The organism is Vogesella mureinivorans, assembly GCF_007644035.1.
Taxonomy (GTDB): domain Bacteria; phylum Pseudomonadota; class Gammaproteobacteria; order Burkholderiales; family Chromobacteriaceae; genus Vogesella; species Vogesella mureinivorans.
Genome location: NZ_VMTV02000512.1, coordinates 115,093 through 134,295, shown reverse-complemented (window position 1 = coordinate 134,295; position 19,203 = coordinate 115,093). Strand labels below are relative to the sequence as shown.

17 protein-coding genes are annotated in these 19,203 nt (G+C 59.4%); 6 read left to right on the top strand and 11 right to left on the bottom strand.

What is annotated here, in order from left to right; translation table 11 throughout:
- Positions 1-138 precede the first annotated feature (138 nt).
- Both FLQ44_RS14305 and FLQ44_RS14300 read right to left on the bottom strand, forming a co-directional pair.
- Entirely contained in the window at positions 139-4,503 is a 4,365-nt protein-coding gene (locus tag FLQ44_RS14305) for a PAS domain-containing protein (RefSeq protein WP_147694957.1), read from the bottom strand.
- Positions 4,504-4,554: 51 nt separating this feature from the next.
- On the bottom strand, positions 4,555-5,673 hold the full coding sequence (locus FLQ44_RS14300; protein ID WP_170252983.1) for a response regulator: 1,119 nt from the start codon (positions 5,671-5,673) through the stop codon (positions 4,555-4,557).
- A gap of 283 nt (positions 5,674-5,956) precedes the next feature.
- Between FLQ44_RS14300 and cysD the strand changes: the two genes are divergently transcribed.
- Both cysD and cysN read left to right on the top strand, forming a co-directional pair.
- Positions 5,957-6,883 (top strand): sulfate adenylyltransferase subunit CysD, encoded by a 927-nt coding sequence (gene cysD / locus FLQ44_RS14295; protein ID WP_206208890.1) that lies wholly within the window; start codon positions 5,957-5,959, stop codon positions 6,881-6,883.
- 76 nt (positions 6,884-6,959) lie between these two features.
- Positions 6,960-8,393: a sulfate adenylyltransferase subunit CysN gene (gene cysN / locus FLQ44_RS14290; RefSeq protein ID WP_147694955.1), complete on the top strand. Its 1,434-nt coding sequence runs from the start codon at positions 6,960-6,962 to the stop codon at positions 8,391-8,393.
- A 326-nt stretch (positions 8,394-8,719) separates the two neighbouring features.
- Here the strand turns inward: cysN and FLQ44_RS14285 are convergent, their stop codons facing one another.
- From FLQ44_RS14285 to FLQ44_RS14270, 6 genes are all read right to left on the bottom strand, one after another.
- Positions 8,720-8,911 carry a hypothetical protein gene (locus FLQ44_RS14285; protein WP_206208889.1) on the bottom strand — a complete coding sequence of 64 codons (192 nt, stop codon included), beginning with the start codon at positions 8,909-8,911 and terminating at the stop codon, positions 8,720-8,722.
- A 129-nt stretch (positions 8,912-9,040) separates the two neighbouring features.
- Positions 9,041-9,199 carry a hypothetical protein gene (locus tag FLQ44_RS23725; protein WP_170252982.1) on the bottom strand — a complete coding sequence of 53 codons (159 nt, stop codon included), beginning with the start codon at positions 9,197-9,199 and terminating at the stop codon, positions 9,041-9,043.
- 47 nt (positions 9,200-9,246) lie between these two features.
- Complete coding sequence (locus FLQ44_RS24620) at positions 9,247-9,795, bottom strand: nickel/cobalt efflux transporter (RefSeq protein WP_276607864.1); 549 nt, start codon at positions 9,793-9,795, stop codon at positions 9,247-9,249.
- Positions 9,744-10,373 (bottom strand): nickel/cobalt efflux transporter, encoded by a 630-nt coding sequence (locus FLQ44_RS24615; RefSeq protein ID WP_276607863.1) that lies wholly within the window; start codon positions 10,371-10,373, stop codon positions 9,744-9,746. Before FLQ44_RS24615 ends, FLQ44_RS24620 begins: the two co-directional genes overlap by 52 nt.
- Positions 10,374-10,386: 13 nt before the next feature.
- Positions 10,387-10,656: a metal-sensing transcriptional repressor gene (locus FLQ44_RS14275; protein ID WP_147694953.1), complete on the bottom strand. Its 270-nt coding sequence runs from the start codon at positions 10,654-10,656 to the stop codon at positions 10,387-10,389.
- Positions 10,657-11,060: 404 nt separating this feature from the next.
- Positions 11,061-11,498, bottom strand: coding sequence for a winged helix-turn-helix transcriptional regulator (locus FLQ44_RS14270; protein WP_147694952.1), 438 nt, complete (start codon positions 11,496-11,498; stop codon positions 11,061-11,063).
- A gap of 104 nt (positions 11,499-11,602) precedes the next feature.
- Here FLQ44_RS14270 and FLQ44_RS14265 point away from each other — a divergent pair, with 104 nt between their 5' ends.
- Positions 11,603-12,520, top strand: a complete 918-nt coding sequence (locus tag FLQ44_RS14265) for an alpha/beta fold hydrolase (protein ID WP_240801291.1) — start codon at positions 11,603-11,605, stop codon at positions 12,518-12,520.
- Positions 12,521-12,541: 21 nt separating this feature from the next.
- On the top strand, positions 12,542-13,573 hold the full coding sequence (locus tag FLQ44_RS14260; RefSeq protein WP_147694951.1) for an NADP-dependent oxidoreductase: 1,032 nt from the start codon (positions 12,542-12,544) through the stop codon (positions 13,571-13,573).
- Between the two features lie 258 nt (positions 13,574-13,831).
- Here the strand turns inward: FLQ44_RS14260 and FLQ44_RS14255 are convergent, their stop codons facing one another.
- From FLQ44_RS14255 to FLQ44_RS14245, 3 genes are read right to left on the bottom strand one after another with little or no spacing between them, the layout of a single operon-like run.
- Positions 13,832-15,115: a TRAP transporter large permease gene (locus tag FLQ44_RS14255; protein WP_147694950.1), complete on the bottom strand. Its 1,284-nt coding sequence runs from the start codon at positions 15,113-15,115 to the stop codon at positions 13,832-13,834.
- Positions 15,112-15,771: a TRAP transporter small permease gene (locus FLQ44_RS14250; protein ID WP_147694949.1), complete on the bottom strand. Its 660-nt coding sequence runs from the start codon at positions 15,769-15,771 to the stop codon at positions 15,112-15,114. The genes FLQ44_RS14255 and FLQ44_RS14250 overlap by 4 nt, the downstream gene beginning before the upstream one ends.
- Before the next feature lie 57 nt (positions 15,772-15,828).
- Complete coding sequence (locus FLQ44_RS14245) at positions 15,829-16,821, bottom strand: DctP family TRAP transporter solute-binding subunit (RefSeq protein WP_147694948.1); 993 nt, start codon at positions 16,819-16,821, stop codon at positions 15,829-15,831.
- A gap of 279 nt (positions 16,822-17,100) precedes the next feature.
- Here FLQ44_RS14245 and FLQ44_RS14240 point away from each other — a divergent pair, with 279 nt between their 5' ends.
- Together FLQ44_RS14240 and FLQ44_RS14235 are read left to right on the top strand one after the other, a co-directional pair.
- Positions 17,101-17,997 carry a LysR family transcriptional regulator gene (locus tag FLQ44_RS14240; RefSeq protein ID WP_147694947.1) on the top strand — a complete coding sequence of 299 codons (897 nt, stop codon included), beginning with the start codon at positions 17,101-17,103 and terminating at the stop codon, positions 17,995-17,997.
- 99 nt (positions 17,998-18,096) lie between these two features.
- Positions 18,097-19,182 (top strand): 4-oxalomesaconate tautomerase, encoded by a 1,086-nt coding sequence (locus tag FLQ44_RS14235; protein WP_147694945.1) that lies wholly within the window; start codon positions 18,097-18,099, stop codon positions 19,180-19,182.
- Positions 19,183-19,203: the final 21 nt, after the last annotated feature.

Below are 19,203 nucleotides of genomic sequence, written 5' to 3'. Positions count from 1 at the left end.
CCCCATCGTCTAGAGGCCTAGGACATCGCCCTTTCACGGCGGTAACCGGGGTTCGAATCCCCGTGGGGACGCCAGGATTCGACAAAAAAGCCACCGAAAGGTGGCTTTTTTGTTTTTCCCTGCCTGGTTTGGCGCTGCCTAATCACTATCCGGCAGCTGCACGATAGCCTGCCTGCACGCCTCGAATACCGGCACCAGTGCGGCCAACTGGCCAGCCAGTACCGGCTCGGGCTGCTGCTCACGCACACTACTTTCCAGCTGTTCTGCCAGCTCGCGCACCGATTCTGCACTCACATTGCTGGCTGCCCCTTTTAAAGTATGCGCCAAGCGCTGCAACAGCACACGGTCTTGCTGCGCCAGCGCCTGCGCGGCTTCTTGCGGGAAGCTTTCCTGACTCTGTGCAAATAGCCGCAGCCATTTCAGATACACCTTGCGCTTGCCCATGGCCCGCGCCTGGCCTTCCTGCAGCTGCACACCGGTGTGTGCCAGCGCTTGCCAGGCATCGTCTTCCGATACCGCCAGCACTGCCTCGGCAGCCAGGTCTGGCAGCACAGGCAGCTCTGCTGCCTGGCCGGCAGGCGGCGTAGACACCCCCAGCCTGGCCAGCACGGCGAATAGCTTCTCAGGGTCGATCGGTTTGCTGATGTAGTCGTCCATGCCCGCCGCAATAGCCTCTTCACGGCTGCCACTCAAGGCATTGGCGGTCAATGCCACAATCGGTATGCCAGACCACAGCGGGTGGGCACGTATGCGGGCGGTAGCGGTAAAACCATCCATGACCGGCATATGGCAGTCCATCAAGATAAGGTCTGGCCGTTCGCTGGCCAGCCGGTGCAAGGCTTCTTCGCCATTACCGGCGTAGCTTACCTGGGCGCCCGCATCCATCAGGTAGGCTGCTACCACTTCCTGATTCAGCAAGACATCATCCACCACCAGCACATGACGGCCCGCCAGACACTGTTCGTGCGCTGCCGGATGCACTACCTGGCCCTGTACCGACTTGCGCCCCAGCTGCTTCAGGCCATGACGCAGGCGCTGCGGGGTAAGCGGTTTCACCCACACGGCGGCAACCGGCATGCCAGCCGGCGTGAAGGGGCTTGCCTCGGCCAGCCCCAGGTGCCTGGCACTGAGCAAGACGCACCAGACGCCGGGCTGCCAGCGCACATCCTGGAAAACATGCGCCCAGCCTGGCTGGTCAATATCCACAAGCCACACATCGCCCGCCTGCTGCTCGGCCAGCGCGCAGACCGTGGCGCCGACCCCGGCAAAAGTCTGTACCGGCAACGCCATGGCGGCAAACTGGCGCTGCAGCACAGCCGTCAAGGTTGGCCGCACCCCGTACAGGTGCACGCGGTTTACCACCAGTGGCCCGGCTTGTTTCAGCCCGCCGCCTGCCGCTAGCGGCAGGGTAAAGCTGAAGGTACTGCCCACACCGGGCTGCGAGGCCACATCGATACACTCCCCGCCCATCAGGCGCACCAGCTGGCTAGAAATCACCAGGCCCAGGCCGGTACCGCCGTAGCGGCGCTGGGTAGATACATCGGCCTGGCTAAAGGGCTGGAACAAGCCCTGCTGCTGGCTGCTGTTCATGCCGATACCCGTGTCGCTGACACTGAAATGCCAGGCCCCCGCCTGCGGGCAGACACGCAGGATGATTTCGCCTTCGCGGGTAAATTTCACCGCATTGCCCAGCAAGTTCAGCAATACCTGCCCCAGGCGTAACGAGTCGCCTACCAGCACAGGCGGCACGGTCGGGTCGATATCGAACACCAGTTCTACCGGCTTACCCTCCAGGCGCATGGACAGCATGTCGGCCAGTGAGCCCAGTACGTCCTCCAGGTCGAACGGCACCTGCTCTACCTGCAAGTGGCCGGATTCGATCTTGGAAAAGTCCAGAATGTCATTGATGATGTCCAGCAGCCCGCGTGCCGAGCCCAGCAGCTTTTGCAGAAACTGCCGGGTACGCTCGGGCAGGGTGTCGCGCAGTGCCAGATCGGCCATACCGATAATGGCGTTCATCGGGGTGCGGATTTCATGGCTCATATTGGCCAGAAAGGCGCTCTTGGTGGCTGCCGCGGCTTCTGCGGCCAACCTGGCGGCCTCCATCTGCTGCACCAGGGCTTTCTGCTCGCCGATGTCTTCCTGGATGCTGATAAAGTGCGTCAGCCGCCCTGCGCTATCGCGCAAGGGCGAGATCATCTGCATCACCCACAGCTCGCTGCCGTCCTTGCGACGGTTCAGCATCTCACCGTGCCAGCTATGGCCTTGGCGCAGCGCCTGCCACAAGTCCTGATAGGTCTGTTCGCTGGTCTGGCCAGACTGGAACAGCTGGGGCGTCTGCCCCAGGATTTCACGTTCACTGTAACCCGTCATGGCAAGCAGCCGCGGGTTCACATATTCGATCACGCCCTGGATATCGGTAATCAGCACGCCAGCCGGGCTCTGTGTCACCGCACGTGACATTTGTTCCAGCTTGGCCTCGCTGGCACGCTGGGCGCTGATATCGCGGAAATACAGCACAGCAGCCAGGTTGCCATGCCCTTCCGGCAGCAGGTGCAGCTCGTACGCCACCGGAAAGGCCGCCCGCTGGCCACTACCAAACAGCTCCCACTGGCTGGCGCAAGGCTGCCCCAAGGCCAGCGCTTGTGCCAGCGGGCCAGGGGTACCGTAGGGCTCGCCTTCCGGGTTATGGTGCTGCAGCACATCGTCCAGCGCCCGCCCGGTCAGCGTGGCCACGGCCAGCCCCAGCATGCTGGCTGCGGCCGGGTTACTGAACACCACCTGGCCATCCATGCTCAAGCCGATAATGCCGTCATCGATGGCATGCAAAATGGCCTGTGCTTTGGCCTCGGCATGGCCCACGGCCTGTTCGGCGCGCGCCAGGCGCTCTTGCTCCAGCGCTTTCAGGGTAGCGGTTTTTTCTTCCAGAATTGCCACATAGTGCGAAATATCCTGAATCACCGCCATACGCCGTACGGGCTGGCTTTCTTCTGAAAAATCGTAGCGCCCGTACTCTTGTACGTATTTCACTTCCCCGGCTAGCTGTAGCCGGTAGTTCAGGCGGTATTGCCCGGCCCGGGCCTTCTGGTATGCAGCCAATACCCGCGCTTGGTCATCCGGGTGAATGCGCGCGCGAAACAGCACCTCGCTGGCACCAAACTGATCCGGGTAACCCAACAAGTCTGCCATTTGCCGCGACCATGACAGCTCACCCGTTTGCAGATCCACAATGTAATAACCCAGCCTGGCCATCTGCTCGGCGTCTTCCAGCTGCTGCTGGCGCTGCATCAGGGCGGCAGTATGTTCGGCCACCTTGGCCTCCAGCTCGACCGTGTAGTTCCACAGCCGCTTTTGCGACTGCGCCAGCTGCTCTGCCATGCTATTGAAACTATGCCCCAGCACGCCTATTTCATCGGTGCCCGGGTGCTGGATACGGGTGTGTGTATCGCCTTCGCCCAAATGCACACTGGCACGTACCAAAGCCTGCAGCGGCTGGAGCAAGCGCTGCGAAGCCCAGTAAGCCATAACGCTAATCACCAATGCCACCAGCAGCAGTACTTGCAGCACGCGCCACTGCAGCTGGCGCAGCGGCTCCAGCGCTTCTTGCTGGTCCATCTTCACCTCTAGCGCCCACCCCAGGCCAGGCACGGGTGCCCATGCGGCCAACACGGGCTCGCCGCGATAATCCAGCCGCAAGCCGGCACCATGCTGACCCTGCAATGCGTAAAAAATAGCCTGGGGCTCGATATCACGGCGGGTAAGGCGCAAACGAAATGCGGCATCCGGGTGATGGCGTAGCGGGCCCATCACCAGCGCCTTGCCATCCGGCTCCTTCCGGGCCAGCAGCACCTCCCCGCTTTGCCCCAGGCCGGTGCTGCTTGCCAGAATCGGGGTGAGCGAAGCATCGCTGATACTCACAATGAAGAATCCGGCAACCTGGCCCTGCTCTACCATGGTGGCTAGCCAGAACGCCGTTTCACGGCCGCTGGGTGAATAAAAATCGTAGGGCACAAAATACATGCCGGGTTGGCGCAAGGCCTTGCGCACGACATCTGCCAGCATGGTACGGCCCAGCTCGCCCTGAAACAGCTCTGCGCCAAAATCCCGCCGCCCCCTGGCGCTGTACACCACCCGGCCATCTGCATCGGCCAGCAAAATATCATCCACCCCATCCAGCCCGCCCAGGTCCAGTGCCTGGCCACACGCAACGCGCGCCACACCATACGCTGCCGACAGCGGCCCGCTCTGGCGCATCACCTGGCTCAGGCTGGCCCGGCACTGCTGGATGGCAGGGTTGGCCGCCAGCACTTTTACATGGTCGGCCTGGCTCACCTGCCAGTGCTGCAGCTCGCGCACGCGGTCGTCGGTCAGCGCGCGCACCTGGTCGAACAAGCCGGCCAGCAAACTCTCCCGCGCCTGCTGGTAAGCCACCACGCCGGTAAAAACAACGGGCAGCAAGCTGCCCAGCAAAAACCACAGCAGTAAACGATGGCGTATCGACATAGTAGGCGCAGCAGTGAAAACGGGGCCAGCCTGGCGGCCAACCCCGTATGTTTAAAGATCCGGCAGCGCCGCCAGTGCCTGCTTCAAGGCCTCGACCGCCTTGGGGTCGCCGCGGTACAAGTCCAGCACCTTGTAGCTGGTCTCGCGCAGGGTAGCGATCAGTTGCTCCTCCTGCGATTCGGTCAGCCCCAGGTGCACCAGGTCGCGCTCCACTCGCCCCAGCGAGGTTTCCAGAAAGGTACTGGCCGCCATACGGTCTTCACGACGCTGCGCATCCAGGCCATGAATACCGTCGCGGATGGTTTGTAGCAGCGAACGCAGCTGGCTTTCCTGGTAAGACACGCGCTGTTGCAGCGCCAGTATTTTCAAGCGCTCGGACACCAGCTCGCCCAGTACGGCAAAATGGTCGCGCAGCCGCCCGGCGCGGTCTTCATCCTCCACTGGCAGGTCCCGCACCAGCAGGGTGACGCCTTCGTAGTTAAAAGCCACACGTTTGCCCAGCGCCACCACCCGGCCACAATCGGCAATCAGCTGCAGCACACCGCGCTCCATCTCGCTCACCTCGCCCTCCTGGCTCAGGGCCAGCCGTTCGCTGCCGCTGGCCAGTGCCACCGCGCCGCTGACACCAAAGCCTTGCACCGCATCCAGCAGGGTGCGCCCCAGCTGCATCAGGTCGACACAGGCCATGGCGCGGCGCGAGAAATCCACCACCAGGCCCAGCTCGGCCGCATTGCTCATGGCGTTCATGGCCGTAGCCGTCGCAAAGCTGGCCTGGGTGGCCAGCGCGGCCTTTTCGTGCTGGCGGCGAAAAATGGCATCGATGCGCGAGGCCACCACCGCCAGGTTCAGCGGCTTGGAGGTAAAGTCTTCGCCACCGGCATCGTAGGCGGCCACACGGTCTTCCAGTGCCGTGAGGCCAGACAGGAACACCACCGGGATATCGCTGGTATCAAAATCAGCCTTCAAACGACGGCACACTTCGTAGCCGTCCATCTGCGGCATGTTGATGTCCAGCAGGATCAGCGCCGGCTTCAGGGCCGCCACCTGCGTTAATGCCGCCAGCGGGTTGCTAAAGCCACAAATACGGTACTGACCCTCCAGACCATCGCTGATCATTTCCGTGGTCAGCACATCGTCGTCAATCACAATAATCAGCGGTTTGTCGCTCATCGGGCACCTGCCATGGCTTTTATGTTGGACAACTATTGCGCCTGCATGCTTCATTCTAGTCACAGTTCGTTAAGTAAAAACCCGCTTTAGTCGATAATTTTATCTAACCAAAAAATGCCTATATTCCCGCAATAGCACCAAACCACTCCATATATAGCATATAGATATATATATTCATTCTTTCGGGGGTAGTGGCTCTCCGGTACATTTGCAGTGCCGGAAAGTCCGGCACGGCGCCTGCCCGGGTGCCGCGATGCAAACAGCCAGAGAATTGAGCGCAAAGATGAAAATCAGTCAGGAGAGGCTGACTCACCTCAAGCAACTTGAAGCCGAGTCCATCCACATCATCCGTGAAGTCGCCGCCGAGTTTGATAACCCGGTGATGCTGTACTCCATCGGCAAGGATTCTGCCGTGATGCTGCGCCTGGCCGAAAAGGCCTTCGCACCCGGCCGCCCGCCATTCCCGCTGATGCACGTGGACACCACCTGGAAATTCAAGGAAATGATCGCCCTGCGCGACAAACAGGCCCGCGAGTACGGCTGGGACCTGATCGTGCATACCAACCAGGAAGGCGTGGACGCCGGCATCAACCCGTTTACCGCCGGTAGTGCCAAGCACACCGACGTGATGAAAACGGAAGGCCTGAAGCAGGCGCTGAACAAGTACCAATTCGACGCTGCCTTCGGCGGCGCGCGCCGCGACGAAGAAAAATCGCGCGCCAAAGAGCGCGTGTACTCCTTCCGCGACAAAAACCACCGCTGGGACCCGAAAAGCCAGCGCCCGGAGCTGTGGAACCTCTACAACGCCAAGATCAACAAAGGCGAAAGCATCCGCGTGTTCCCGCTGTCCAACTGGACCGAGCTGGACATCTGGCAGTACATCTTCCTGGAAAACATCGAGCTCGTGCCGCTGTACTTTGCCGCCGAACACCCGGTGATCGAGCGCGACGGCACGCTGATCATGATCGACGACGAGCGCATCCTGCAGTACCTGAGCGAAGAAGAAAAAGCACAAATCCAGCACAAGAAAGTGCGCTTCCGCACCCTGGGCTGTTACCCGCTGACCGGCGCCGTCGAATCGGAAGCCACCAATCTGGCCGAGGTCATCCAGGAAATGCTGCTGACCAAGACCTCCGAACGCCAGGGCCGTGTGATCGACCACGACTCGTCCGGCTCGATGGAGAAAAAGAAGATGGAAGGCTACTTCTAAGCCACCGCTTCTCCCCTACCGAATATCCTGAGGTTGGCCGCATGCGGCCAACCTTGCTGATGCAAGGCATACGCTCATGGCACACCAATCCGACCTGATCGCCAGCGACATCCTGGCTTACCTGAAGCAGCACGAAAACAAAGACATGCTGCGTTTCATCACCTGTGGCAACGTGGACGACGGCAAATCCACGCTGATCGGCCGCCTGCTGCACGACTCCAAGCTGATCTTCGAAGACCAGCTGGCCGCCATCCAGCGCGACTCGAAAAAGTACAACACCACCGACGAAGACATCGACCTGGCCCTGCTGGTAGATGGCCTGCAAGCCGAGCGCGAGCAAGGCATTACCATCGACGTGGCCTACCGCTACTTCAGCACCGACCGTCGCAAATTCATCATTGCAGACTGCCCCGGCCACGAGCAATACACCCGCAACATGGCCACCGGTGCCTCCACCTGCAACCTGGCCGTGATCCTGATCGACGCCCGCTATGGCGTGCAAACCCAGACCCGCCGCCACAGCTATATCGTGAGCCTGCTGGGCATCAAGCACGTGGTGGTGGCCATCAACAAGATGGACCTACTGGACTTTGACCAGGCCGTCTTCAACCGCATCCGCGACGAATACCTGGCCTTTGCGGCCAACCTGGGCATCGCCGACATCCGCTTCGTGCCGATCAGCGCGCTGCGCGGCGACAACGTGGTCAGCGCCAGCGAGCGCACGCCGTGGTACGACGGCCAGACCCTGATGGGCATCCTGGACAGCGTAGAAGTAGACCACGACGTAGCACAAAGCGCCTTCCGCCTGCCGGTACAGTACGTGAACCGCCCCAACCTGGACTTCCGCGGCTTCTGCGGCACAATCGCCAGCGGCGAAATCCGCCCCGGCGACCGCATTGTGGCACTGCCATCCGGCAAGCAAAGCACGGTAGAAAACGTGGTGGTGTACGAGGGCAATCTGGATGTAGCAGGCAGCGGCCAGGCGGTTACCCTGACGCTGGCCGACGAAATCGACATCTCGCGTGGCGACATGATCGTGCGCGCAGACCAGATCGCCCCCACCGTCAGCCAGGCAGTAGAAGCCCACCTGGTGTGGATGGACGAAACCCCGCTCTCCGTGGGCAAGGATTACAGCTTCAAGCTGGGCGGCAAAACCGTTACCGGCCGCGTGGAACGCATCGTGCACCGCGTAGACGTGAACACGCTGGACGCCTTCGAAGCCGAAAAACTGCAGCTGAACGAAATCGGCCTGGTACGCATCGCCTTCACCGCCCCGGTGGTGTTCGACCCGTACACCCAGTGCCGCGCTACCGGTAGCCTGATCGTGATCGACCGCCTGTCCAACGCCACCTCGGCCGCCGGCATGATCCGCGGCGAAGCGCAGATCGACAGCGCCAGCCAGGACCAAAGCGACCTGGCCCGCCTGCGCGCCTTCGAGATCGAGTTCAACGCACTGGTACGCAAGCACTTCCCGCACTGGGACGCGAAGGATATTTCCAAGCTGCGCTAAGACGCCTACGAAAGCCCGGTTTTATTGGAAAAAACCGGGCCTGACGTCAATGTGAAGCTAGCGATATCCTGCTGTATCCACACGAAAACGTACCCCCATCTAGACCCTCATGCCGTCGCATGGGTATAGATGGGGGTACTGCTTTATAGCGAGAGATCAGCGCCATGGCATGGCGGACCTTCAGTTACGGCATGCACATCAAGCGCTGGCTGGGTGATTACCCATTACCCGACCGGAAGCACGCAAGGTTGGCCGCAATAGGTGCACAGAGACACCATCCGCCAAGGCAAAGCACTGCCTGTGGCGCGCACACGGCAGCAGCATGATCAAGCCAATATCTTGCCACGGCCAAAATCAATGATTGCCGACGGCGAAGGCTGACGCTCCGCCAGACCCATGGCATGGATCAAGGTGCTGGCAACTGAATTGCTGTTTTTACCGCAGCCTAAAAACGGATATTTCAGGGCCAGGGTGTTGATGGCACATGCCTTTTCTTCTGCTCTCTGCCACAGCCGCATAGCTGCATGCTTCGGGCCCACATAGAGCACTGCTTTGCACAGGCTTTCTCGGCAGTAGCAGGCTCCGCTCCCCATCACCACCCGCAATTGATCACTAGGCCGCCAGCCTACGGCTCGCACCCGGCCATCTCACCCTATCACCAAACCATTGATTTCTGACACCACTTGCGCGTTGTCATCCAGCAGTACCAAAAAATTATGGCCAGCCAGCCCAAAAGCCAATGGCAGTTGCGCGATGACGATTTGCCATGGTGCTTCATCGGGAGTGCTCATCATGGCGGCATTCATCGGCATGACCTTGAATCACATCAAAGAACAATATTGCGGGTACGTTGCTAGGCCGCTGGCAGCGCAAGCCAGCCGTGATAGCCCACGTACAGACCCACCAGCATGATCAGGCCACCAGAGAAGTACGGTGCTTTTCGCGCAAAATCCCCAAAGCCGCCCCAGGGTTTTCGGGCATGGCGCACGCTGAGTGCGGCCAACGCACCCGAAGCCACCATAGTCAGCGCCAGGCCAATACTGAAACACAGCACCAGTACCAGTACCGCTCCGAGTGCGACTTTCTTCAACTGCAGGCACAGCAGCAAGACAGTAATCGAGGCCGGGCACGAGATCAGGCCGCCCGTCAGGCCAAACATGACAATCTGGCCGGTGGTCACCTCCCGCCCGGCAAAGCGGCGGCGAATATCGTTTGCATGGGCTAATTCATGCGGGTCTTGATAACCATCTGTCGATACGTTCAGGCCATCAGGATCATTTATAGCGTGATGGTAGTCATGTTCAACGTATTGCACTGTGTAATCGTGACTATGCTGCCCGTGCCCCAGGCTCAGACGTGCAACAAATTCGTGCGGCTCGGGAATGAGCTGCTCGGACTCCACAAGCCATCACGCTGCACAAAAGTAAAAGCCTGGCGCTGCCCATCGGGGCGCAGGGTTTCCACCCTGATATGCTCAGCCGCCCAGACATGGCCGCGTGAGCTTGCGTGGTACAAGCGAAAACGAGGTGGCACGCCATCTTCGAACACTTGCAGCCTGACCTTGCCGTGGCCGGTATCAACGGTCTGGCCTTCATCATGGTCGTGGTCGTGATGGCTATGATCATGGTCGTGCGCGCATTGCTGGTTATGCCAGGTGCGCCAGATCATCCAGGCGGCTACACCGACAATAATCACGGCAGACGCCAGCTGAAAATAGGCTTCGGTCTTGCCCGGGTCCCAGTTCTGGCCAAAGTACAGGCCGGTCATGGCCACGGCCCACACCACGGCGGTATGGGACAGGGTCGCCGACAGGCCTAGCAAGACCGCCTGCCCCAGCGTACCGCGTATGGCCACAATAAAAGCAGCCATCATGGTCTTGGAATGGCCCGGCTCCAAACCGTGCAACGCACCCAGCAGGATGGCGCTAGGGACAAACAGCCAGGCATTACCCTGCTGCAGTAGGGTAGCAAACTCCGTCATGGATGGCGGTGCCTCAGAGGTACTTGGTGATGGCTTTGAATTCGCGCAAGGTGTCATCTGCATGCTGTGCGCCTTCGCGTACAGCGTGCTCAAGACAGTGCTCGATATGGTCGTGAACCAAGGTCTTCTTGGCATTGGTCACGGCGCTTTCTACGGCTTGCAGCTGCTGGGCGATATCAAGGCAACTGCGCCCCTCTTCGAGCATGGCGATGATGCTCTTGAGGTGGCCTTCGGCACGCTTGAGGCGCTTGATAATGTCGGGGTGCGAGGTATGTGTGCTCATGGCACAGCATCCTACCGGGGGGATGTCATCAAACAAGCAGACCGGACGTTTGAGGAGGCGCTGCTATCAATAGAAAGAAATGTCGGGATGGTGGCACGGCTTGAAAACGCTACGTTAATCGGCCACGACAAGCGGGAAGCATGCACTTACGCATGGCACACGGTATGAGCAATAGTCTGCGCTGTACATCCCGTGTCTGGCAGTACCTGGGTCGTACCTTGTTTGTTGTCTAGCATTTAGCTGCTTACAGTATGTAAACAGCCAAATGCTAGCTGGTATACGAGTGGCAAGGTTGGCCAACTAACTGACAAGGCATCAGATCCTTAGCAAAGCACTTTGTGATCAGGCCTGCTGCGTCGCCTTGACGTCTACCCCAGGCCACTGTCTACCCACGCTTTTCAATACTACTCGGGCACAACCATACGCATAGGGCGCGTCCCGATCTTTGCGCCAGTCACTTCATCCACAGCGATGGCTTTTATCTCGGTGCCGGTCTCCGCATCAAAGAACTGCGTCAGTTTTCCGCCACCACGGTATTGGCGACCCCATGCGCCAATCATGAACAGCACAGGCAAGAAATCACGGCCTGCTGCGGTCAGCAAGTACTCCTCGCGTGGCGGGTGCTCCGAGTAACGCCGCTTTTCCAGCAAGCCTTCCTCTGTCAATACAGCCAGCCTGCGGGTCAGCATGGTGGGCGCAATACCCATACTCTTCCTGAATTGGTCAAAACGTGTGAGGCCGGCATGGGCGTCACGCAGGATCAAGAGGCTCCATGCATCACCGGCAACTGCCAGGCTACGTGCAATGGGGCAGGGTTCATGATTGCTATTTTCGTAGTCCATACTATTTTGATAGTGACTTGATCGTGAGTTTGCGATATTGTTAGTACCAATTTGATACTAACACTGTAGCGGCAAGCAATCTACTCGGTACGGAGATTTCATTAATGAGCACCAGCAATACAACGATGACAGCAGTACAAGCGGAAACAGCAGGTGTTGCTGCCACTGCTACAGGTCGGCAAACGGGTCGCGTGCTATGGAAAGATGCCCCTACCCGCACGATCGATGTAGGGGGAGTGAGCTTTGCCTATCGAGAGCTAGGCCCTGACTCGGGCGTACCACTCATCTTCCTTCACCACCTGATGGCGGTACTCGACGATTGGGATCCCCGTGTTATCGACGGCATTGCCGCACAGCGTCGGGTCATCACTTTTGACAATCGGGGGGTGGGTGCATCGGGTGGCCGGGTACCGCACACCATCGAGGAAATGGGCAGCGATGCGATTGCCTTCCTGTACGCCATGGGGCTGCAGCAGGTCGATTTGCTGGGTTTTTCGCTGGGCGGTGGCGTGGCACAAATGGTGGCCTTGCAGGCCCCGGACCTGGTGCGCCGAATCGTCCTGGCGGGTACGGGGCCTCGGGGTGGCGGTGGTATCGACAAGATCACCCGTATTGCCATGATGGCTTACCTTAAAGCGGCTTTCACGCTGAGCGACCCAAGAAGCTTTCTGTTCTTTCCCCGTACAGCAGAGGGCAAACGTGCGGCGAAAGCTTACCTTTCCCGCCTGAAAGAACGCACCCATGGCCGTGACAAAGGTATTTCCTTGCAGGCCAGGCTTGCTCAGCTACAAGCCATCCGGGCGGCGGGGCTCAGTGCCCCGGACAATCTGGCGACAGTGACGCAACCCGTTTTTATTGCCAATGGCGACCACGACCTGATGGTAGATAGCCGCCACTCAGCCGATATGGCGCGTCGCCTGCCCAATGCCCGCTTCACGCTCTACCCCAATGCCGGCCATGGCGGTGTTTTCCAGTATTACCAGGACTTTGTCCCGGCGGTACTGCGCTTTCTGGCTAACTAATCAAGGATGAAAAAACAGACCATGAAAGCACTCACATTCCAGCGCTACGGCAAATCCCCCGGGATCGCACTGACCGATGTACCTCGCCCCGCCATCAAGGCTGACGAGCTACTGGTAAAAGTGCATGCGGCCAGCCTGAATCCGATCGATAACATGATTCCAAGCGGTATATTCAAGCCTGTGCTGCGCTTTCAGCTACCCGCCATCATGGGAAGCGACCTGGCGGGCGTGGTCACAGAGGTTGGCCGCAACGTTACCCGCTTCAAGCCTGGCGACGCTATTTTTGCCAGTATTTTTGATCTGGGTACAGGAGCAATTGCCGAATTCGCCGTGGTGCCGGAGCATGCAGCCGCCGTCAAACCCGCCAATCTGGATTTTGTACAAGCGGCTTCTATACCCATGGTAGCGCTCACCTCGTGGCAAGCCCTGAAAGAGCACGCCAATCTGCAAGCCAGCCAGAAAGTATTTATCCCGGCTGGCTCGGGCGGGATTGGTACGTTTGCCATCCAGCTGGCCAAGCAGCTTGGTGCTACCGTCGCCACCACCACCAGCACGGGCAATGTCGAGCTGGTTCGGCGTCTGGGGGCTGATGAGGTCGTCGATTACAAAAAGCAGGATTTTGAACACGTGCTACACGGCTACGATGCCGTACTCGGTACGGTCAAGGGTGACACTATCGAGAAATCGCTGGCCATCCTCAAGCCAGGCGGCCGCATTGTCTCTCTGGTCGGCCCTCTGGATGCCGCCTTCGCGCGCAAAAAACAGCTGAATGTCTTGCTGACCTTTGTCTTTGGGCTGATGAGCCGCAAGATCATGCGCCTTGCCAGCAAGCGGGATGTCAGCTACACGTTTATGTTTGTCCGCCCGGATGGTAGCCAGCTGAGCCAGGTCGGCCAACTGCTTGCTGATGAGCAGATCCAGCCCGTCATCGATAAAGTCTTCCCGTTCGACCAAGCCAAAGAAGCCCTAGCCTACCTTGCCCAAGGGCGCTCCAAAGGGAAGGTCGTGGTAAAGATGTCACCAGACGGGGCCAGTGACTTAACTCTCCCTTAGCTTCCCTCTGTGCATTTTCATGGATGCATGGATTTGGCCAGCTTTTGCTGGCCTTTTTTATGGCAACTTGTCTTGATCAACCGAGTCACCCCTGCTTACTGGGTAGTGATACAAGGGCAGCCAGTCATGCTCTGGCGGGTTAAGGACTGCTGGCACGCGCTCATCATGTCAGTCGTGGCGCCCCCTACCCTGCGCGTACCCATAAAAAAACCCCGCGCAGCGCGCGGGGCAAGGCATGGGCAAGGCCCAGGCGGTGGATTACATCATGCCCAGCGTTCTGGGCAGCCACAGCGAGATAGCCGGTACGTAGGTAATCAGCATCAGATACGCAATCATCACCAGAATCCACGGCGCGCAGGCCTTGGTGACCTCAGTCAGCCCCATCTTGGCGATACCGGACGATACATACAGATTCAGCCCCACTGGCGGCGTGATCATGCCGATTTCCATGTTGACGACCATCAGGATACCCAGATGCGTCGGGTCAATACCCAATGCCATCGCAACAGGAAACAGGATGGGCGCGGTAATGAGCAAGATGGAGGATGGCTCCATGAAGTTACCGGCCACCAGCAGCAGGATATTGACCACCAGCAGGAACATCCACGGGGACAGCCCTTGGCCGGAAATCCACGCCGCCAGGTCTTGCGGAATGTTTTCGCTAGTCAGCAAGAAGGAAAACAGCACGGCATTGGTAATGATGTACAGCAGCATGGCCGACATGTTGGCCGAATCCAGCAGTACTTTGGGTACCTGTTTCCAGCCAATGTCCTTATAAACAAACAGGGCTACACAGAAGGCATACAGTGCCGACATGGCAGCAGCTTCGGTGGCCGTAAAGATGCCGCTATAGATGCCACCCATCACCACCACGATCAGGAAAATGCCCCAAAAGCACTCGCGCAGGTACTGCCAGCGCTGCGCCCAGCTGGCCTTGGGTTGGCGCGGAAACGCTTTTTTGCGCGCATACACCCAGGTCACCGCCATCAGCACCAAAGCCAGCAGCAAACCAGGCACCACACCAGCGACGAACAGTTTGCCAATGGAAGAGTTGGTCGATACCGCGTAAATCACCATGGCAATGGACGGCGGAATCAGAATGCCCAGGCCACCCGCCGTACCAATCACGCCGACGCCAAATGATTTGGGGTAGCCCTGCTTTACCATGGCAGGCAGCAGGATAGACCCGATGGCCACCACGGTAGCCGGGCTGGAGCCGGACACGGCCGCAAACAGCGCACACGCCAGAATACCTGCCAGCGCCAGGCCACCGTACAAGTGGCCCACCATGGACGAGGCAAAGTTGATCATGCGCCGTGCTACGCCACCGTGTGTCAGGAAGTTACCGGCCAGGATAAAAAACGGAATGGCCATGATTTCAAACTTCTCGATCCCGGTGAACAGCTTCAGCGCCACCGACTCCACAGGCACATCGGTCAGCGTGAACAGGAAGGTGAGTACCGTCAGGCCCAGCGAGATGGAAATAGGCATCCCGGTGAGCATCAGCACAATCAGGATCCCAAAGATGATCAATGCACTCATTTCCTGCCCCCTGTCTTGCCGGCTGCGCCGTGTTCGATTTCTTCTGCTACTTCGAAAGCCTCGCCAATGGCGATTTGCTCGTCCACCCCGTCTACGTGGCCATGATCATGCTGTGGCAGCTCGCCGGTTTTGCTGAATACCCAGGCCACCTGCAAAAAGCGGAAGCACATCAGCAGCGAGGCCAGCGGAATGGCGGAATACACAATCCAGGTAGGCCATTCCAGATCCGGCGTCACCGGGCCTTCGTAGTACACACCGCTGTCATGGCCTATCAGCTGGTAAAAGCTGTACGCCAAGCCGTTTTCCCAGACAAAGTACGCACCCAGGCTGGCAATGATGGCGGTAAACAAGGCACCCGACAGCAAGCCGAACAGGACAAAACGGTTTCTGACCGGTGTCGCCAGCTGGTTGATCAGCACGTCGACCCCCACGTGGATGCCGGTACGCACCCCATAGGCCGCGCCAATTTTGGCCATCCAGACAAACAGATAAATAGTCAGCTCCTGCGCCCAGGCCATATTGATGTTCAGCAGTACTGGCTGGAGCAAGGTAATACCGCTGAGATAGCGGTGGAACACGGCGGCACACGTAATAAGCGTCGCCAGCGCAATCAGGAAAGAGATCAGCCACTCTTCCAGTCGGTCTATGAATTTCACAGCGAACTCCGAAAAGAAAGAGGCGGTAACAGCTGTACCGCCCCTCGGATGAAAGCCTTACTTGGCCATGGCTTGCTTGGCAGCATTCAGGGTGGCAAGACCGATACGGGCAGCCACTTCGTTCTGCACCGGTTCCAGGGCTTTTACCCACAATGCCTTCTCTGCGGCGGTCGGCTCATAGACCTGCGTTTTGCCAGAGGCGCGCATCTTGGCAATGGCGTCAGCGGTGTCTTTCTCTGCCATGGTGTCGTTGTACACGGTGGCCTCCTGGATGGCGCCTTCCAGAATGCCGCGAACATCGGCAGGCAGTTTGTCCCAGAAACCCTTGTTCACCACCACGGCGTAGCCGCTATACGAGTGCTTGCTGTTCACCACGTACTTTTGCACCTCGTATTGCTTTTGGGTGTACAGGTTGGACAAATTACCGTCGCCCCCATCCACCACCCCGGTCTGCATGGCCTGGTAGACCTCGGACAGCGCCATGGTCTGCGGCAAGCCCCCTGCAGCCTGAATGATGGACTGGTTGATCTTGGAAGAATTAATGCGGATCTTCAGGCCTTTCATGTCGGCCGGTACTTTCAGCGGCTTGTTGGCACTGAAGACACGGAAGCCGTTATCCCAGAACGCCAAGCCTTTCATGCCACGCGTTTCCAGCTTTTGCAGCAGCGTCTTGCCCACCGGGCCGCGGGTGACCTTGTGCACCTCGTCCTCGGTATGGAACAGGTAAGGCACGTCAAACAGTTCGAATTCCTTCAGGCCCATGGGGCCGAACTTGCTGGTGATGGGCGCCAGCATCTGCACCGAGCCCATCTGCAGTGCTTCCAGCTCCTCTTTGTCTTTGTACAGCTGGCTGTTGGCATAAACCTGAATCTTCACCCGTCCCTTGGTTCGCTCTTCGGCCAGCTTCTTGAAATACTCGGCAGCACGGCCTTTTGGCGTATCGGCAGCCACCACGTGGCTGAACTTGATCACGATAGGCTCTGCGGCCAACACCGCCTGGGAACCCAGCAGCAAGGTGGCCATGAGGAGGGGGGATGTCAGTTTTTTCATGGTGGTGTCTCTCCGTATTGTGTTTGCCCTGCAGCGTAGGCGTTTGCCAGCTGCTTGCGCTGCATTGTGGTGGCGTCTTTTTGTTTTGTTAAATGCATTGTTTTTTATGATTATTGCTAAAAACTGATAAGTATCCGGTGAAAAAAAATGGCCACCGCGGCGGGTGGCCAACACAAGGGAGTACTTTTTGCTGTACTGCCGGAGCAGACGAAGCCCAGTGTGCAAAGCTTGCAGACCGTAGTAAAGTAAATTTATCTGCCAGATTATTGAGCTTAGCGCATGAAAATCGACACCATCGGCGTACAAGCCTTTATCGCCATTGCCGAAAGCGGCAGCTTCCAGACAGCGGCCGAAAGCTTGTTTCTGTCGCAGGCCGGCATTACCCGGCGCCTGCAAAACCTGGAAGACTACCTGGGGGTAAAGCTGATCGAGCGCACCACGCGCTCGGTAGCACTCACCCGGGTGGGCGAGGAGTTCCTGCCGCACGCCAAGCGCCTGCTGGGCGAGCTGGCCGGCTCGCTAACCGAGATCCGCGACACCGGCCGCCTCAAGCGCGGCAGTGTCACCATTGCCTGCGTGCCTACCGTGGGCGTGCGCTTTTTGCCGCGCATCATCCAGGCCTACTCGGCGCAGTACCCCGACAACCACATCAAGATTCTGGACCACACCTCGGCCGGCGTTTCCAGCGCGGTACTACAGCGCGAGGCCGAGTTTGGCATCACCATTGCCGGCAGCCACCATGCCGAGCTGCTGGGCGTGCCGCTGATCGAAGACGAATTTGTGCTGGTGTGCCGCGACGACCACCCCCTGGCCGCCCTGCCAACGCTGCAATGGCGCGATCTGGAGCCCTACCCGCTGATTTCCATCGGCCAGTTCAGTGGCAACCGCCCGCTGCTGGACCGTGCGCTGGAAGAAAACCAGGTCACCCTGCAGTCGCTGTACGAAGTGCAGCGCGTGTCTACCGCCCTGGGCCTGGTGGCCGAAGGCGTGGGCGCCGCGGTACTGCCTGGCCTGGCGCTGCAGCAAGATGCCTACCCGCATATCCGCGTAATGCGCCTGCAAAACCCGGTGGTGTCACGCGGCTTGGTGCTGATTACCCGCAAAACGGCCGAGCTGTCACCGGCAGCACAGGCGCTGTACGAAATGGTGAAAGCCTACCCGGCGCAAGATCTATAATTTACAAAAGCGCATTAATTGCAGAAATAAATTCATTTCTCTTATACGACAGCCGTACCGACAATGCCCCGGTAAATGATCCCTACCGAGGTAACAACCATGTTGATCCCCATTCCCTGCGTCGTCATGCGCGGTGGCACCTCCAAAGGCCCCTTCTTCCTGCACAGCGACCTGCCGCAGGACGAAGCACGCCGCAACCAGGTGTTGCTGGCCGTGATGGGCTCGCCCGACCGCCGCCAGATCGACGGCCTGGGCGGGGGGGACTCGCTGTCCAGCAAGGTGGTGATGGTGTCCGCCTCCAGCCGGCCTGGCATCGATGTGGAATACCTGTTTGCCCAGGTATCGGTAGACAACGCCTCGGTAGACACCTCGCCCAACTGCGGCAATATGCTGGCCGGGGTTGCGCCGTTTGCGCTGGAACACGGCCTGGTCGCCGCCGACAAACCGCATACATCGGTACGCATCTACAACCAGAACACCGGCAAGGTAGTGGAAGCGGTGGTACAGACACCGGGCGGCAAGGTGAATTACGAAGGCGATGTACACATCGACGGCGTGCCCGGCAGCGGCGCACCCATCCTGCTGAATTTCATGGACGCCGCCGGCGCCAAAACCGGCAAGCTGATGCCCACCGGCCAGGCCATCGACGTGATAGACGGGGTAGAAGTGTCTTGCGTGGATTTTTCCAGCCCTATCGTGTTCATCGCCGCCGCCGCGCTGGGCAAAAGCGGCTACGAGAGCAAGGCCGAGCTGGATGCGGACAGCGCGCTGCTGGCACGCATAGAAACACTGCGACGCCAGGCTGCGCTACGTATGGGCATGGGCGATGTCACAGGCCAGGTACTGCCCAAAGTGGTGCTGCTGGCACCACCTGCCGCAGGTGGGCAGATCTGCTCGCGCTACTTTGTGCCGTGGAACTGCCACGCCGCCCACGCCGTCACTGGCGCATTGTGCGTGGCCGCCGCCTGCCATATTCCCGGCACGCTGGCGCACCGCCTGGCACAGCTCGACCCGGCTACGCCACAGCAAGTCACCATCGAACACCCCGGCGGCCAGCTGCATACGCAAGTCTGCCAGGATGGCCTGGACGCCGAAGGTTGGCCGCACATCAGCAAAGCCGGCGTGGTACGCACCGCCCGCCCACTGGTGGCCGGCGTAACCTATGTCCCCGGCCACCTGTGGTAAGCCCCACGCCACAACCATCGC